The sequence below is a fragment of the Rhizomicrobium palustre genome, from assembly GCF_011761565.1.
Lineage (GTDB): Bacteria > Pseudomonadota > Alphaproteobacteria > Micropepsales > Micropepsaceae > Rhizomicrobium > Rhizomicrobium palustre.
Genome location: NZ_JAASRM010000001.1, coordinates 2,678,274 through 2,694,754 on the forward strand (window position 1 = coordinate 2,678,274; position 16,481 = coordinate 2,694,754).

The following is a 16,481-nucleotide window of genomic DNA, read 5'->3' on the forward strand; positions in this document are numbered from 1 at the left end:
GCCATCCATGTTTAAGCTTGGAAGAGCCTTTAAGGCGCGCACCAGGTTTCGCCGCCGCCTGGATGGCCGGGTCGGAGCCCGGCCATGACGGATATAGTGGAAACCAAATCCATCCCCTTCGCCCCGCTGGACCGGCTTCCATCCCCCTGATAGAAGGGCGCTTTCCGAACGGAAGGCGGAAATCCACCGATGGCACAGCGGCTGATCATCCGAATTTTCAGCCCGGCTCCGTGAGTTAACGGGGTCCGGGGAACGCTGCCGTCATATCCACCGCCAAGGCTCTATAAAATGTCCAAAGATTCCGATCCCAGCGCGAAAGACTATCGCGCCACGCTGTTCCTGCCTCAGACCGATTTCCCGATGAAGGCCGGGCTTCCCCAGGCTGAGCCCAAATGGCTCGCCAAATGGGCCTCTGAAGACCTTTATGGCCGCATCCGCGCCGCCGCCAAGGGGCGCCCGCTTTTCATCCTGCATGATGGCCCGCCGTATGCGAATGGCGAGATCCATTCCGGCACCGGCCTCAACAAGATCCTGAAGGATTTCGTAATCCGCTCGCAGACCATGATGGGCAAGGACGCGCCTTACGTTCCGGGTTGGGACTGCCATGGCCTGCCGATCGAATGGAAGATCGAGGAAAAGTACCGCGCCGAAGGCAAGTCGAAAGACAGCGTGCCGATCGATCAGCTGCGCAAGGATTGCCGCGAATTCGCGCTGAAATGGATCGATGTACAGCGCGGCCAGTTCAAGCGCCTCGGCATCATGGGCGATTGGGATCATCCCTACACCACCATGGCTTACAAGGCCGAAGCGGTGATCGCGGGCGAGCTGCACAAGTTCCTCGCCAATGGTCTGCTCTATCGCGGCTTCCGCCCTGTGATGTGGTCGCCGGTGGAAAAGACCGCTCTGGCCGAAGCCGAGATCGAATACCACGAGAAGCAATCGCCCACGATCTATGTGAAATTCCCGGTGGTCGCTGGTCCCGAGACCGGCGCGTCGGTGGTGATCTGGACGACCACGCCTTGGACCATCCCGGCCAACCGCGCCATCTCCTATTCGCCGACCATGGACTATGCCGTCTATGAGGTGAGCGAAGCGGGCGAGGGCGCCTTGGCTGTGGTTGGCGAGAAGTTGCTTCTCTCCGATGCGCTGGCCGAACAGGTGGCGAGCCATTCCAAGATCAAGATCACGCGCGTTGCAGCGGTTGATCCTTCCAAGATCACTTGCGCCCATCCCTTCCGCGGCAAGGGCTATGAGTTCGATGTGCCGCTGCTCGCGGGCGATCACGTCACCGCCGATACCGGTACGGGTTTTGTCCATACTGCGCCGGGCCATGGTGAAGACGACTTTGAGATCGTGCTGGAAAAGCTCGGCAAGGATTATCCCAACCGCAATCCCGATGCCTTCGCGGTCGTTACCGCCGATGGCGCCTTCGCGCCGAATGTGCCGCTCTTCGCGGGCAAATACATTCTCTCGCGCGATGGCAAGAAGGATGGTGACGCCAATGGCGCGGTGATCAAGGAATTGATCGCCGACGGCAAGCTTCTGTCGAAAGGCACGCTGCGCCACTCCTATCCCCATTCCTGGCGTTCGAAAGCGCCGGTGATCTTCCGCGCTACGCCGCAATGGTTCGCCGCGATGGATCAGGAATTCGAAGGCTCGAATGGCAAGACGCTGCGCCAGCTCGCCATGCAGGGCATTGCGGATACGAAATTCTATCCCGCCGCGGGTGCCAACCGCATCGGCTCGATGGTCGAAGGCCGCCCCGATTGGGTGCTGTCGCGCCAGCGCGCTTGGGGCGTTCCGCTCGCCATCTTTGTCGAGAAGGCGACCGGCAAGCTGCTCAACGATCCGACCGTGAACGCGCGCATCATCGAAGCCTTCAAGGCTGAGGGTGCGGATGCCTGGTTCAATTCGCCCGCCTCGCGCTTCTTGGGCGAAGGCAAGAACCCGGACGACTACGAGCAAGTCAAAGACATCTTGGATGTCTGGTTCGATTCCGGCTCGACGCATGTCTTCACGGTGGAAGAGCCGATTGAGCCGTCGTGGTTCCAGAAGGACTTCGCCGATCTTTATCTCGAAGGCTCCGATCAGCATCGCGGCTGGTTCCAGTCTTCGCTGTTGGAAGGCTGCGGCACCAAAGGCCACCCGCCGTACAAGGCGGTGCTCACCCATGGCTTCGTCCTGGATGAGAAGGGCTACAAGATGTCGAAATCGCTCGGCAACACGGTGCTGCCGCAGACGATCGCCGATCAGAACGGCGCCGACATCCTGCGCCTCTGGGCGGCCTCGTCCGATTTCACGCAGGATTTGCGTATCGGCGGCGAGATCATCAAGGCCAACGTCGAATCCTATCGCCGTCTGCGCAACACCATCCGCTTCATGCTCGCCAATCTCGCGGGCTTTGCGGAAGAAGAGCGCATTGCCGTCAGCGAAATGCCGGAGCTGGAACGCTATATCCTGGCCAAGCTCGCCGAGCTCGACGCGCTGGTGAAGGAAGGCTACGCGGAATACGACTTCAACCGCGTCTTCAACGCCATCTTCAACTTCTGCACCAACGAACTCTCGGCGCTCTACTTCGACATCCGCAAGGACGCGCTCTATTGCGATAAGGCGACGTCTGTCCGCCGTCGCGCCTGCCGCACGGTGACCGATGAAGTCTTCCGCCGCATCGTGACCTGGCTGGCGCCCGTTCTGGTCTTCACCATGGAGGAAGCCTGGACGCTTCGTTACCCGAATGAAAGCGTCCATCTGCAAACCTTCACGGATGTGCCCGAAGGCTGGGCCGCGCCCGCGCTGATCGAGAAGTGGACCCGCATTCGCGCCCTTCGTCGCGTCGTGACCGGTGCCCTCGAAGTGGCCCGCCGCGATAAGGTGATCGGCGCCAGCCTCGAAGCTGCCCCGGTGCTTTATGTGTCGGACGAAGCGGACGTCGATCTCCTCAAGGGCTTGGATCTGGCGGAAATCGCCATCACCTCAGGCGCCCATGTTTCGCAGCAGGAGCCGCCCGCAGATGCCTTCCGCCTCGCCGAGGTTGCAGGCGTCGCAGTTGCATTCCATCATGCCCAAGGCGACAAATGCGCGCGCTGCTGGATGGTACTACCTGACGTAGGCAAAAATGCCGATCATCCGGATCTGTGCGGGCGTTGCAGTGGGGCGGTGGGCTAGATGAATAAGCGTGATGCCGGGCTTTTGGCCGCTGGGGCGACCTTTGTGCTCGACCAGGCTTCCAAGATGATCCTTTTATACGGGGTGGGCTTCATGAACGCCCCGCGCGGCTACACCATTGAGGTATTGCCGTTTTTTAATCTGGTCATGGTCTGGAATCCCGGCATCAGCCTTGGTTTGTTTCCGGCATCCAGTGTGGAAGGCACCATGTTTCTGGCGACCTTCCAGATGGTGGCGGTGGGTTTGCTCAGTTGGTGGCTTTGGTTCGCCAAGAAGCCGATCCTCGCGATCGGGCTTGGCATGGTGATCGGCGGGGCGCTTGGCAACCTGATCGACCGCCTGGTGTACTCACGTGTGGCGGACTTTTTTCACCTGCATGGCTTTGGCTATAATTTTTACGTTTTCAACGTTGCGGATGCAGCAATCACCTTCGGTGTTATCGGTTTGCTGTATGATGCTTTGACGAACCCCGAAACGCCCTCCGGCGCGGGACAGAAGGAGTAAGCGATGACCATCCGTATGCTGCGCAATGCGGCGCTTTTGGCCGCTGCCGCCGTGGCCCTTGCCGGGTGCGATACGATTCGCAACGCCGCCGGCATGGACAAGAGCGCGCCGGACGAATTCGCCGTCACCACCAAGGCGCCGCTGGTGATCCCGCCGGACTTCAATCTTCTGCCGCCCCGCCCGGGTGCGGTGCCGACCAATCAGGTCGAGCCGACGGAAGCCGCTGAAGATGCGCTGTTCGGTAACGATGCGGCGACCATCGCGGCGCAGTTGCCGAACACTTATAGCGACAGCGAGAAGATGCTCCTCGCCAATGCCAAGGTGCAGAACACCGATCCGCAGATTCGCCAGCATCTGGCCTCGGATTACAAGGGCATGATCGCCACCGATGACGGCTTCACCAAGGACATCCTGTTCTGGCAGAAGCCCAAGGAAGACACGACCAACGCCCCGCTCGACGCGGATAAGGAAGCCAAGCGTCTGGATAGCAAGCGCGCCGGTCAGCCCGGCGCCGCGCCTGCAGCAGGCGCGCCTGCTGCTTCCGGCCCGGCCAAGCCTGCGGAAGAGAAGAAAGAAGACAAGGGCTGGTTTGACGGCTGGTTCGACTGGTTCTGATCGACTGACTTTTTGACTTTCGCGCTTTCGGACGGAAAACCGGCTTCCACTTTTCCTGAAAGCGCTACGCTGGCGTATACTCAGCAGTGGGCGGGAGAGTCCCGCCCGAGGCTTTTTTGGCGATCCGCAAGATGAAACCCAGAACCGCGCTGAGCACTTTGACCACGGCAGTGGTTTCGGCCGTGGCGGGTTTTGCCGCGCTCTGTGCGGCCACCGCGGCGCAAGCGCCTGCGCCGAGCACCAAAACTTTTCAGTTCGTGCTGCAAAATGGATTGCAGGTGGTGGTGGTACCCGATCACCGCGCGCCGGTGATCACCCAGATGGTGGTCTATAAAGTCGGTGCGGTGGACGATCCGCCGGGCATTTCCGGTCTCGCCCATTTCTTTGAACACATGATGTTCCGCGGCACGCGGAATAATCCGGGCGGCGCCTTTTCGCAGAATATCGCGCGGGCAGGGGGCGACGACAACGCCTTCACCACGCACGATTACACCGTCTTTCACGAGCAGATTGCGAAAGACAAATTCCGTCTGGTGGCGCGCCTCGAAGCCGACCGCATGGCCGGGCTCGATCTCTCCGAAAACGCGGTGATGGCCGAGCGCGATGTGGTGACTGAAGAGCGACGCATGCGCATCGACAACGATCCCCAGGCGCTGGTCTTGGAGCAGGCGGAAGCCGCCCTCTATCTCACCCATCCTTATGCCCGTCCCGTGATCGGTTGGCCGGAGGAAATCCGCCGCATTGGCCGCCAGGAGGCGGAGAATTTCTATCGCCGCCATTATGCGCCGAACAATGCGGTGCTGATCGTGGCGGGCGATGTCACGCCCGATGAAGTGCGCCAGGTTGCTGAAGCCGAATATGGCCCAGTACAGCCGCGAGAGCTTGCCGCCCGCATCGATTACGCGCAGCCGCGCCGCATGGGCGAGAACCGTTTCGTCGTCACCCGTAAAGACGCGAAAGTGCCGCTGTTCCTGCGCCTTTACCGCGTGCAGAGCTACGCTGATGCCCCCGCGGGTGCGGCGGAATCCTTGGAGCTTCTGGCGCGGCTGATGGGCGGAGACGCGACGTCGGCGCTCTATCGCAAGCTGGTGGTGGAGCGGCGTATCGCGACCGATGCCTCTGTCTCCTATGACGGCTATGCGCGCGATAGCGGCCAGTTCTCGATTTCCGTTACCCCGCGCCCGGGCGTGCCGCTCGACACGATTGAACGCGCGGTGGACGAGGTGATCTCCAACATCCAGCGCCGTCCTCCCTCCAAGGAAGATTTCGCCCGCGCCAAAACCCAGCTTGTGGCGGGCGCGCAATTCCGCCGCGATAGCCAGTTCGAGATGGCTTCTGCCTATGCCCGCGCGCTCGCCGTGGGGCTGACCGGCTTCGATGTGCAGCAATGGCCCGCCCGCGTGCAGGCTCTGAAACCGGCTCAGGTGCAAGCCGCCGCCGCTGAAGCGTTGAACCGCAATGAAGCGGTTACCGCCTATCTTCTGCCCAAGCCATGAAACGGCTTCTGCCCTTCCTCTTCTGCTTCTTCGCCGTCTTGCTTCCGTCGGGGGCGGTCTCGGTGAAGCCTGTCGCCGCGCTTCCTAATGTGCCCGTGTGGCTCTCCGAGGATCACACGCAGCCGGTGATCGCGCTGACAATCTCATTTCCCGCAGGCGCTTCCTATGATCCGGCGGGCAAGGCCGGGATGGCCGCGCTGTCGGCCTATCTTCTGAATGAGGGCGCGGGCAATCTCTCTGCCGATGCCTATCAGGCGGCGCTCGCCGCGCGCGGCATCCAATTGCAGATGACGCCCTCGCGCGACAGCCTCACCATCAGTGTGATGACGCTCTCGGCCAATGCGAAAGAGGCGTTCCGGCTTTTGGGACTCGCCGTGACCAAGCCGCGCTTTGATGCCGATGCGGTGACGCGCGTGCGCTTGCAGATGATGCAGGAGTATGACCTTTCCCGCAGCGATCCCGTGGCGGTGGCCGAGCGTGGCTTCTACAGCCTTTATTTCGGTCCCTATACCTATGGCCGTTCGGTCGGCGGCGATCCTAAAAGCCTTGCTTCCATTTCCGCGTATGAGCTGCATGGCTTTGTCAAAACCCATTGGGTGCTGGGCGGCATGAAAATCGCCGTGGCCGGCGATATCACCGCCGCCGCGCTGACGCCGCTGCTGAAGTCCGCTTTCGGCACATTGCCGACCACCACGCCAGCACTGCCGCCTGCACCAGTTCGCGTTGGTTCGCAGGGCCTGCATATGCTGGCGATGGATGTGCCCCAGCCTGCGGTGTTCTTTGGTGCGCCGGGTCTTTTGCGCAGCGACCGCGATTACATGGCAGGTATGATCGCCAATTACATTCTGGGCGGAGCGGGTTCCGGCTCACGGCTAACGCGGGAAATTCGTGAGAAGCGTGGGCTCACCTACGATATTTCCACAGATCTTCTGCCCTATCGCCGCGCCGGTGTGATGATTGGCACAGTTGCGACGCGGCGCGACTCGGTGCGCGAAACGATCACGGTGTTGAAGGACGTGCTGCGTAACTTCGTCAATGACGGGCCAAGCGATGCGGAAATCGCCGATGCCAAGCAATATCTGAATGGGTCTTTCCCGCTCTCCTTCACCTCGAATGCCGACATTGCCGCACAGCTCAACACTTTCCAGCAGCTTGGTCTGCCGATTGATTATCTCGACCGCCGCGCGGGGATGATCAATGCGGTGAGTCGCGAGGATGTGCGCCGGGTGGCGCGCCGCCTGTTTGATCCTGCAAAAATGACCATCGTGGTTGCCGGGTCTTTGCCCACACGCAACACCGAACCCGCCGATTCGCCGTGAAGCCCTCCGACCCTCCCCTTGAGGGAGGGTCGAAAAATGCGGATGCATTTTTCGGGGAGGGGTATGTCGAGAAAGCTGTGCATGAGGCACTGATGGGTTTGGCATCACAAAAGCCAATGTCTGTGTACATTTTCCGGCTTCACGACATACCCCTCCCCGAAATTCGCGCCGCGTTGCGCCGCCAATTTCGACCCTCCCTCAAGGGGAGGGTGGAAGCCACTCCGTCTCTTGCTTAAACTCCCCCCATGAAAATCCGCCGTCTTACCGAAGGAACCATCAATCGCATCGCCGCGGGCGAGGTGGTGGAGCGTCCGGCCAGCGCCGTAAAGGAACTGGTGGAGAATGCGCTCGATGCAGGCGCAACCGCGATTTCCGTTTCGGTGTCGAATGGCGGCGCCGATCTCATCCTGGTGGAAGACAATGGCGAAGGGATGGGCGCGGAGGATTTGATGCTGGCGATCGAGCGCCACGCCACCTCCAAGCTGAAGGACGACGATCTCTCTCACATCTTCACTATGGGTTTTCGCGGTGAAGCGCTGCCCTCCATCGGCGCGGTGGCGCATCTTGCCATCACCTCGCGCAGCAAGGAGAGCGAGGCTCATACGGTGGAAGTGCATGGCGGCGCGATGGATGGCCCGCGTCCGGCAGGCTATCTCTCCAGCGGTCAATCGGGCACGCGGGTGGATGTGCGAGAGCTTTTCTATGCCACGCCCGCGCGGCTGAAATTCATGAAGTCTGCGCGCGCCGAAGACATGGCGACCAGTGACGTGATCAAGCGCCTCGCCATGGCGCGGCCGGATGTGGCTTTCACCCTGACGGTCGATGGCCGCACCGCGCTCGATCTGCCTGCCGAAAGCGAACTCTTCGAAGGGCGGTTGAAGCGTCTCGCGCGCATCATGGGCAAGGAATTTGCCGCCAACGCGCTGCCGATAGAGACGGGGCGCGAAGGCTTGAAGCTGATCGGCTTCGCGGGCCTGCCGACCTATAACCGCGGCAATGCGCAGATGCAGTTCTTGTTCGTGAACGGGCGGCCCGTGCGCGACAAGCTTCTCGTCGGCGCGGTGCGTGGAGCCTATGCCGATTTCCTCGCGCGTGACCGCCACCCCGCGCTGGCGCTGTTCCTGGAATGCGATCCGGCTTTCGTCGATGTGAATGTGCACCCGGCCAAAACCGAAGTGCGGTTCCGTGATGCGGGGCTGGTGCGCGGCATGATCGTGTCGGCGCTGAAACACGCCATCCAGCAGGCTGGGCATCAGGCCTCCACCACGGTTGCGTCCGACGCTTTATCCGCGCTCAAGCCTGAGCGGTTCGAGGCGCCTGCCTATTATCAGCCCTCTTTCAGCCCCGCGCCCTATCGCGCACCGTCCGCTTTTGATGTGTCGCGTGAATATCAGGCACCCTTCGCGCCTGCCGCCCGCGTGGAAGCTGAGACCATCGCCGAACCGCCGCCGCAAGTGGTGGCGACGCCTTTGGGCGCCGCGCGGGCGCAGCTGCATGAAACCTATATCGTGGCGCAGACCGCCGATGGCATTGTCATTGTCGATCAGCATGCCGCGCATGAACGCCTCACCTATGAGCGCATGAAAAAGCAGATGGAGGAGGGCGGCATCGCCCGTCAGCCTTTGCTTGTGCCCGAAGTGGTCGATCTTGATCCTTCCGAGGTGGATCGCGTCGCTGCGCGCGCCGATGAGCTCGCCGAATTGGGGCTGGTGGTGGAAGCCTTCGGGCCGGATGCGATCTTAGTGCGCGAAACCCCAGCCATGCTGGGCCAGATGGATGTGAAGGGCCTGATCCGCGATCTCGCCGATGATCTTGCTGAGACCGGTTCAGCGCATTCCTTGAAAGAGCGCATGGAAGAGGTCGCGGGCACGCTTGCCTGCCACACGAGCGTGCGCGCCGGCCGCCGCCTCACCGCGGAAGAAATGAATGCGCTGCTGCGCGAAATGGAAAAGACGCCCCATTCCGGCCAATGCAACCATGGCCGCCCGACTTACGTGGAACTGAAACTCGCCGATATCGAAAAGCTGTTTGGGCGGCGGTAGGTTCGCCTCAGCCCCAGGGAAGCGCTACATGCAATGTCGAGAATGTGGGGGCGCCATCTTTCGTAGCGGGCTGGAAATGCCATGTCTTTGCGCATTTACCGGCAAGGGCGTCTAGCGCGGAATTGCCGCTCGATTTTTCGAGATAGACCATGGAGACATGGCCATCTTCCTCGATCTCAAGGGCAAGCGCAGTTTTTGTTCCCGGTGTGATTGGGATGTCCGAAGGGCGCGAGCAGGTTTGCGGGCCCGCGGGTTTGGCTGGAACGGTATCCGGCATGGAAGTGGCATCGCCCAAGAACCACTGTGCCGAGGCGCTCCAGCGCATTGCGACGGGTTTCCCATTCTGCATGGCCGGGCGGTATCTCCACTTGCTCGCGCAGGAAATTGCTTCTTCATCGAGCGCTTTCGAGCCGGTGGAGTGAGACACTTTGATATCCGCGGTCTCGCCGTTTTCGGTCACGAGAAACGTCAGATCCGCGCGCCCTTCTTCGTGTGCGTCTTTGGCTTCTTGAGGATAATGAGAACAGAAATGCGGCGCGCCTAGACTGGTTGGCGAAGTAGGCAAGGGCGGTGGCACGTCGAGGGGGGTATCACCATCCTGCGCTACAGCTGCAGCGGCAAAGAGCGCCGCGCAAACCAATGCGGATCTGAAAATCACCCTGTTTCCCCCTGATGACGCTCAACGCGAACGGTTTACACTTTACTTGCGCAAAAACGCCACCCGTGTCTCGCCATAAACCCGTTCGTCTTCTTTAGTGAAGCCTTCATCAGCGATTGTTTCGTCTTCGGCGGCTTCCACCACCAGGACGGCGCGCTCCGACAGCCAGCCGCCCTCGCGCAAACTCTTCAGCGCCGGGGCGATCAGGTTTTTGTGATAGGGCGGGTCGATGATCACGAGATCGAATGGCCCGCCAGCGCCCGCCGCCATGGGGCCGAGATCGGTGGCATCGCGCCGCCAGATCTTGGTCGTGCCGGTGAGCGAGAGCGCTTCCACATTCTCGCGGACAAGGGCGCGGCTATCGGCGGAATCATCCACGAAGAGGCAGAAGGCGCCGCCCCGGCTCATGGCTTCGATACCCATCGCGCCGGTGCCTGAGAAAAGGTCGATCACGCGCGCGCCGTCCAGCGCGAAGCCGTTGCCGAAATCGTGATGCATCAGAATGTTGAAGACGGCCTGGCGCACCTTATCCGCGGTCGGGCGCACCCGCATGTCGCGCGGGGTTACCAAATTGCGTCCACCGTATAATCCAGCCGTAATGCGCATATTTTTTCTCCGGGGGCGGACCCTACTCAAACCCGCCTCCCGCCAAAAGCCGGTGATTCACAAAAGTTTGGCATACAATAGAGGTATTGGCGCTTTTGCTCCGTCCAGGGTAGGTTCCGCCCATGCGCCAGCTTCTTTTCTGCCTCGCCGCCCTTCTGGGCCTGACCATCTCTGCCGCGGCCGACACCCTGCCGCCGCCCTCTCAGCCGCCGAAAGTGCATGTCCGGCTGATCGCGGATCGCGATGGGGTCAAGCCCGGTTCAACTTTTACGGTTGCCGTCGAGCAGAATATCGAGACTGGCTGGCATACCTATTGGCTGAACCCGGGCGAGGCCGGCCAGCCGACGGAAGTGAAATGGAGCCTGCCCGCGGGCTGGAAGGCGGGTGCCATCCAATGGCCTTACCCGATCCGCATCCCGGTCGGCCCGCTGATGGATTATGGCTATGAGGGCAAGGTCTGGCTGTTGATGGACCTCACGGTCCCCGCTGATGCCGCCCCGGGCGCGACCACCTTGAAGGCGCTGGTGCAATATCTCGTCTGTCGCGAGGTCTGCATTCCCGAAGACGCCAATGTGGAATTGCCGGTCGTGGTCGACCCCAAGGGCGCGGGTCCCGCATCTTCCACCGCCGCCGATTTCGCCGCCGCGCGCGCGAAAATTCCTGCCGCCTCGCCTTGGCCGATGCGTTATGCGCTGGGCCAGGATTTGCGGTTGTTCCTGGCATCGCCTGCGCTCGCGGGCACGGCGCGTCCGCAGGATGTGCAGTTCTTCCCGGCGCAACCCGGCGAAGTGACCGATGCTGCTAAGCAGAGCTTTGGCGTTGCCAAGGATGGCTTGGTGGTGTCGCTTAAGCCGGGCGGCAAGATGGCGGGTCTGAAAAACCTTTCCGGCGTGCTGGTGCTGGTGAGCGCGGATCGCTCTGTGCAGGCGTTGGAAGTCAAAGCCGCCCCCGGGCCGGTGCCCGCGGCCGAGATGGGCGGCGATTTCAATTTCTGGCTGGCGCTGGCTTTTGCCGCGCTGGGCGGGCTCATCCTCAACATCATGCCTTGCGTCTTGCCGGTTCTGGCGATGAAGGCGCTGGCCTTGGCGAGCCATGCAGGCGCTGATCGCCGTCATGCCCGTGCGGAGTCTTTCTCTTATGCGGCGGGCGCAATCCTCAGCTTCGTCGCTTTTGGTCTTGCCGTGTTGGCGCTGCGCGCAGGCGGTGCCGCCATCGGTTGGGGCTTCCAATTGCAGGAACCCATCGTGGTGGCGGGCCTTGCGCTGTTGATGTTCGCGGTGGCCTTGAATCTCTCGGGCGTGTTCGAGTTTCAGCCGATCAGTGCGGGCGATGCGCTCGCACGCAAGGGCGGGCTGACCGGCGCCTTCTTCACCGGCGTGTTGGCGGTGGCTGTGGCCGCGCCGTGCACAGCGCCCTTCATGGCGACGGCGATCGGTTATGGCTTCACCCAAAGCGCGCCGGTGGTTGTGGGCATCTTCATCGCGCTGGGCTTTGGCTTTGCGCTGCCCTTCATCCTGATCGGCCTTTGGCCCGCTATTCATCGCATCTTCCCCAAGCCCGGCACTTGGATGGTGCGCTTCAAGCAGGTTCTGGCGCTGCCGATGTATGCAGCCGCTGGCTGGCTGGTGTGGGTTCTGGCGCAGCAGGTGGATCGCAGCGGCCTTATCGCCACGGCTGGCGCCGCCTTGGCGCTGGGGCTCGCACTCTGGCTCTGGGGCCGCATGCCGATGCTTGCTGGCGCCGTGAAGACGGGCGTCACCTTTGGTGCTGCGGTGCTACTCCTCGCCATGGTCTTCGCCTTGAGCTTTGTGGCTGGCGCCAAACCGCCCGCGCCGGTGACGGTGGCTGCGCATGCAGGCATGCCGTCGGAGCCCTACACGCCCGCCAAGCTCGAAGCGTTGCGCAAAGCGGGGAGGCCCGTGTTCATCGATGCTACCGCGTCCTGGTGCATCACCTGCATGGTGAACGAGGAAGCCGCGCTCTCGCGCCCCAAGGTGCATGAAGTCTTCAAACAGAAGAACATCGCGCTCCTGGTCGCCGATTGGACCAACAAGAATCCAGAGATCACCGCGCTTCTGGAAGCCCATGGCCGCTCGGGCGTGCCGCTCTATCTCTATTACGCTGCGGGCGCGAATGACGCGAAGATCCTGCCCCAAATCCTGACCGAGGATCAGGTGTTGAAAGCGCTGGAGTAGCGGCAAGTTTTCGCACCGCACAAAAAAGGAGCCGGGTCGGCTGTTCCGACACCGGCTCCGTGGGGCCTGGGTGCAAACCCTAGCAATGCGTATCTCTCCTCGCAGCCTTAATAGATCAATACGCACACGGACAATGCCACGCGTGCTTAATGCGATGCTGTGACAACGATAGAATAAGGCTTTACGCCTCGGCGTTCAGCGTCACCGAAATTTCGAATCCGCCACCTTCGCGATTGCGCGCCACAACTTTTCCGCCCAGCCCTTCAACGTTGCGTTTAACGATCCAGAGTCCCAAGCCTTGATGCTCTGTGGACGGAAGGTTTCCGCTTTCCTTATCGTCGCGATAGGTGATGTAGCGGTTGAAAATTCGCTTCAAGCGCTCCGGATCCACGCCGGGTCCACGATCGGCAACGCGTACTTCAACAACATCTCCACGTTTTTCGAGATAAACCTCGATAGTCCCGAAGCGCGGCGTAAAGCTTGCCGCGTTTTCCAGGATGTTTTCGATGACGGGTTCTAAAAGGTCTTCATTCGCGTAAGCGGTGACGCCCTTTTCGAGAAAGAGGTCGAGGCGCTTTGCCTGCGCTGCCAGCGTGATCTCATAGTCGCGCACCATTTGCGACAAGAAGGCGGTGAGGTCGATGGGGCGGCGCACGGGATAGACGACTTCCGCGGCGGCTTGTTCGAGATCGCGCACCGAGGATACCGCTGCGTCCAGCCGCGCCACCGAACGCTCGATCAACTGCAAGCTGCGCTGCGCGCTGGCGTCATTCATGGGCACGGCGCGTTTCAAAGGCTCGAGTGCTTGTGCAATCACAGCGAGCGGTGCCTTGAGGGCATGCGAATTTTCTTCCGCCGTCTGCTTGATGAAATCCTGGGATTCGGTAAGCGCTTGCACCAGCCCGTCGAAGTCTTCCGCAACGCCGGTGAGTTCGGGAATCGTGTTGAGTTTGCGGAAAGAGGCGTCTCCGCGCATGCGGATGCGGCGCGCGGCGCTGCGGAAGCGCCGCACATTCCGCCACAGATGCACCGAGAGAAGAATGACGAGCGCGGCGCTGAGCAGGTAGATGATGATGGCAGCGGGAAGCGCTGGCACCTCCCAGAAGGAAAGATGCAGTGGCGCGGGCGCGATGTCGGCGGCATTCTGCGCGGTGATGACGATCCAGCAATTACCGCCTTCGTGAACCGGCGTCATTGAAGTCAGGAGCTCGGAATTTCCCGCCGGGTTGACGAAGCGCACGGAAAGATCGGTGGCGCGGTCGCAAGTGGGGCCCATACGTTGGAAAATGCCGGCCTGGATAAGCTCGGCACGTTCGCGCTTCAGATAGCTTGCGGGAAGCGATGGCGCCGAGGCGATGTAGATGAAGTCGTCTGCGGCGGCGCCCTTCAAGCGTACCAGTATCTTCACCTTGGTGTTGACCAGAGGCGCTCCAGCTAAGGCATCGGCCAGCGCGTTGGGAGGCTCACTCTCGAACTGGGCGAAATGCGGGCGCAGCATCGCCGCGACCACCCGCCCGGTCTGATCCACCGCATTGTGCAAAAGCGCCGCCTGCTGACGTTCCGTGCGCTGATACTGCCACCACAGGATCAGCGGGACAGTGAGCAGAATGATGACCAGTACAAACAGCTTGAGCGCGAAGGAATGGATCAGATTGAAGAAAAAACGCCTGAACTTACTGTTCGCTTCCATTCCGCCACCTGTAGCCGAAGCCAGGGTAGTTGGTGATCTGTGAGAACTCCGCGTCAAGATCGCGGAATTTCTGCCGGATGCGCTTGATGAAGGCGCGCACATTGGTGCGGTAGCCGATCTCGCCATCGCCCGCCAGGAAGCCTTCGCCATGCACGAGGTCATAAATCTCGCGATAGCTGACATCGCGGTCGGAATGCTCGATCAGATAGGCGACAATGTTGAATTCCGTCAGCGTCAGTCCGACATTGGAGCCCTTCCACAGGGCGCGGCGGGAATCGAACCGCAGCACGATATCGCCATAGCGCGCCATATCCTGGCTGTCGGGCGCAGGTACGTTGCGCGCCTTGTTGCCGGACAGGATGAGCTCAATCCGCTTCAAGAGAATGGAGAAACTGCGCGATTTCTCGATGAAATCCACCGCGCCGCCCAAAAGCCCGGCCTCTTCGAAAATCTGATCATTGAGCACGGTCAGGAAAATGACTGGGATGTCGATCTTTTCCTGCCGGAGGCGCTGCAGCACCTCGATCCCCGTCATGCCCGGCATTTTCCAGTCGAGCAGCAGGATATCGGCTTCGGGCGTCTGGGTCAGATAATTAACGGCGGTGGTGCCGTCTGCAAAGGAGTCCGTGGAATAGCCCGCATCGACAAGATTGGTACTGACGGACTCGCGGAAAAGTTCGTCGTCGTCGACGACCAGGATATGACCCCGGGCGGATTGGCGGCTAACTTGGTCCATTACTCTTCACCGTAAGGATGTTGCGGATACAGCTATTGTCCTCGCCATTGCTGGCGGAGAACTTCAAGGCGTGGAAACTCTCGGTCTTGATATCGGGATAGAACACGACCTTGAACGAGCAGCCTTGGCCAGCATATGTCCAGACCAGGGAGGGTGTGCTCCTTGTGACATTTGTGGGACTTCCCAAAAGCCGCTCCACCGCATTGGGCTGTAATCCGATCAGCGACTTGGGATCGACGGAAGCAAGCCGCTCCGGCTCCTTGGTCTCCTCTTTGACGATTCTCTTGGGTCGTGCCGGGGCAGGGGTCGGCAGCGGGGCAGGCGGCTGCACTGCCACGGGTGTAGGTGCAGTCGTTTTTTTATCGCTGCCAGAAAGGGCCGCGCAGCCGGATAATATCGCAAGACTAAGGATAATCTGGCTGGCTGGTGTTAGTATGCGCATAAAACTAATACAATTTTGCTGATGTGTTGTGGGCAGGGTTGCGGCCACTGTGACACCGATGGGACAAGGTTGGTCCAGTTCTGAGAAATAGCATGCAGCAGCTCCGGGGCCTAGAAAAGAGCGTCAGATTGGCGTTCCGTAACAGTGAGTGAAGGTGGAGGGACTTTTTGTCGAAACCGCGGCGAGGCGGAAACGTTTCGTTGAGTATGAAGACGCTTCTCACCCTCGTTGTTTTCGCGCTCACCGTTCCTGCCGTAGCGCAAACAACTGCACCGCCAGCTTCGCCAATGAGCCAAGGACCTGCGCCGGGCACGCAGACTTCTCCAGGGCAAACGGATGCATCTTCGCTTGGCGGCGCGCTTGTACATGATCTGACCGGTCAGCCGATATTTGACTCAAAAGATATGCGGCTCGGTGCCGTGCGCGCGATGAGCAAGGATCATGATGGCGGTCAGGCTGTCCTGCTGGCAATCGAAAAAGTCGATGGGCTTTCGGGGCAAGTCGTCAGCCTGCCGATGTCAAGTCTTCGCCCGCGGAAGGGAGGCGGCTTCACGACCAGCCTCTCCACGGCAGAATTGAAAACACATACCGCGCCCTGAGCGTGACTCCGCCATGACTTTGGGCACCTCTTGGAGGCTGCCGCGTTCTCTTCTTGAAATGTGAAGGGAGTGACTCATGAAATTTCAGGCATTGGCATGTTCGGCTGGTCTGATCTCGCTGCTGGTGCTTGGCGGCTGCGGAACCTCTACGGGGGATCGTACCGTTTCGGGCGCTGCGCTTGGCGCAGGCGCGGGCGCGCTGATCGGCAGCACTGTGGGCGCGCCAGGTACAGGCGCGGCAATTGGTGCGGTGGGTGGGGCTGCTATTGGCGCGACCACCGACCCCTGCGACCTCGATCTCGGCACGCCGTATTGGCGCGATCACGGTGGACGGGAAGAATACGACCGGCGCTGCTATCGCCGCGAGCGCCATGATCGTGACTGATCACGATTCGGGGAAACCCCGTCACCCTA

14 protein-coding genes are annotated in these 16,481 nt (G+C 61.1%); 9 read left to right on the top strand and 5 right to left on the bottom strand.

What is annotated here, in order from left to right:
• Positions 1-288: 288 nt before the first annotated feature.
• From ileS to mutL, 6 genes are all read left to right on the top strand, one after another.
• Positions 289-3,165: an isoleucine--tRNA ligase gene (gene ileS / locus FHS83_RS11970; protein ID WP_167083188.1), complete on the top strand. Its 2,877-nt coding sequence runs from the start codon at positions 289-291 to the stop codon at positions 3,163-3,165.
• On the top strand, positions 3,166-3,669 hold the full coding sequence (lspA, locus tag FHS83_RS11975) for a signal peptidase II (RefSeq protein WP_167083189.1): 504 nt from the start codon (positions 3,166-3,168) through the stop codon (positions 3,667-3,669).
• A gap of 3 nt (positions 3,670-3,672) precedes the next feature.
• On the top strand, positions 3,673-4,284 hold the full coding sequence (locus tag FHS83_RS11980; protein WP_167083190.1) for a DUF3035 domain-containing protein: 612 nt from the start codon (positions 3,673-3,675) through the stop codon (positions 4,282-4,284).
• A gap of 131 nt (positions 4,285-4,415) precedes the next feature.
• Positions 4,416-5,780, top strand: a complete 1,365-nt coding sequence (locus FHS83_RS11985; RefSeq protein ID WP_167083191.1) for a M16 family metallopeptidase — start codon at positions 4,416-4,418, stop codon at positions 5,778-5,780.
• Entirely contained in the window at positions 5,777-7,099 is a 1,323-nt protein-coding gene (locus FHS83_RS11990) for a M16 family metallopeptidase (RefSeq protein WP_167083192.1), read from the top strand. Before FHS83_RS11985 ends, FHS83_RS11990 begins: the two co-directional genes overlap by 4 nt.
• A 245-nt stretch (positions 7,100-7,344) precedes the next feature.
• Positions 7,345-9,141: a DNA mismatch repair endonuclease MutL gene (gene mutL, locus FHS83_RS11995; protein WP_167083193.1), complete on the top strand. Its 1,797-nt coding sequence runs from the start codon at positions 7,345-7,347 to the stop codon at positions 9,139-9,141.
• Positions 9,142-9,148: 7 nt separating this feature from the next.
• Here mutL and FHS83_RS12000 read toward each other — a convergent pair whose 3' ends face one another.
• Positions 9,149-9,799, bottom strand: coding sequence for a TonB family protein (locus tag FHS83_RS12000; RefSeq protein ID WP_167083194.1), 651 nt, complete (start codon positions 9,797-9,799; stop codon positions 9,149-9,151).
• A 42-nt stretch (positions 9,800-9,841) separates the two neighbouring features.
• Positions 9,842-10,405: a 16S rRNA (guanine(966)-N(2))-methyltransferase RsmD gene (gene rsmD, locus FHS83_RS12005; protein WP_167083195.1), complete on the bottom strand. Its 564-nt coding sequence runs from the start codon at positions 10,403-10,405 to the stop codon at positions 9,842-9,844.
• Between the two features lie 122 nt (positions 10,406-10,527).
• Between rsmD and FHS83_RS12010 the strand changes: the two genes are divergently transcribed.
• Positions 10,528-12,600 carry a protein-disulfide reductase DsbD family protein gene (locus tag FHS83_RS12010; protein ID WP_167083196.1) on the top strand — a complete coding sequence of 691 codons (2,073 nt, stop codon included), beginning with the start codon at positions 10,528-10,530 and terminating at the stop codon, positions 12,598-12,600.
• A 181-nt stretch (positions 12,601-12,781) separates the two neighbouring features.
• Here FHS83_RS12010 and FHS83_RS12015 read toward each other — a convergent pair whose 3' ends face one another.
• The 3 genes from FHS83_RS12015 to FHS83_RS12025 are packed head-to-tail and all read right to left on the bottom strand — an operon-like array spanning position 12,782 to position 15,363.
• Entirely contained in the window at positions 12,782-14,290 is a 1,509-nt protein-coding gene (locus tag FHS83_RS12015; RefSeq protein WP_167083197.1) for a sensor histidine kinase, read from the bottom strand.
• Positions 14,274-15,026 (bottom strand): response regulator transcription factor, encoded by a 753-nt coding sequence (locus tag FHS83_RS12020; RefSeq protein ID WP_167083198.1) that lies wholly within the window; start codon positions 15,024-15,026, stop codon positions 14,274-14,276. Before FHS83_RS12020 ends, FHS83_RS12015 begins: the two co-directional genes overlap by 17 nt.
• Positions 15,013-15,363: a hypothetical protein gene (locus FHS83_RS12025; RefSeq protein WP_167083199.1), complete on the bottom strand. Its 351-nt coding sequence runs from the start codon at positions 15,361-15,363 to the stop codon at positions 15,013-15,015. The genes FHS83_RS12020 and FHS83_RS12025 overlap by 14 nt, the downstream gene beginning before the upstream one ends.
• 311 nt (positions 15,364-15,674) lie before the next feature.
• Here FHS83_RS12025 and FHS83_RS12030 point away from each other — a divergent pair, with 311 nt between their 5' ends.
• Positions 15,675-16,067: a PRC-barrel domain-containing protein gene (locus tag FHS83_RS12030; protein ID WP_167083200.1), complete on the top strand. Its 393-nt coding sequence runs from the start codon at positions 15,675-15,677 to the stop codon at positions 16,065-16,067.
• Positions 16,068-16,143: 76 nt separating this feature from the next.
• Complete coding sequence (locus tag FHS83_RS12035) at positions 16,144-16,452, top strand: YMGG-like glycine zipper-containing protein (RefSeq protein WP_167083201.1); 309 nt, start codon at positions 16,144-16,146, stop codon at positions 16,450-16,452.
• Positions 16,453-16,481: the final 29 nt, after the last annotated feature.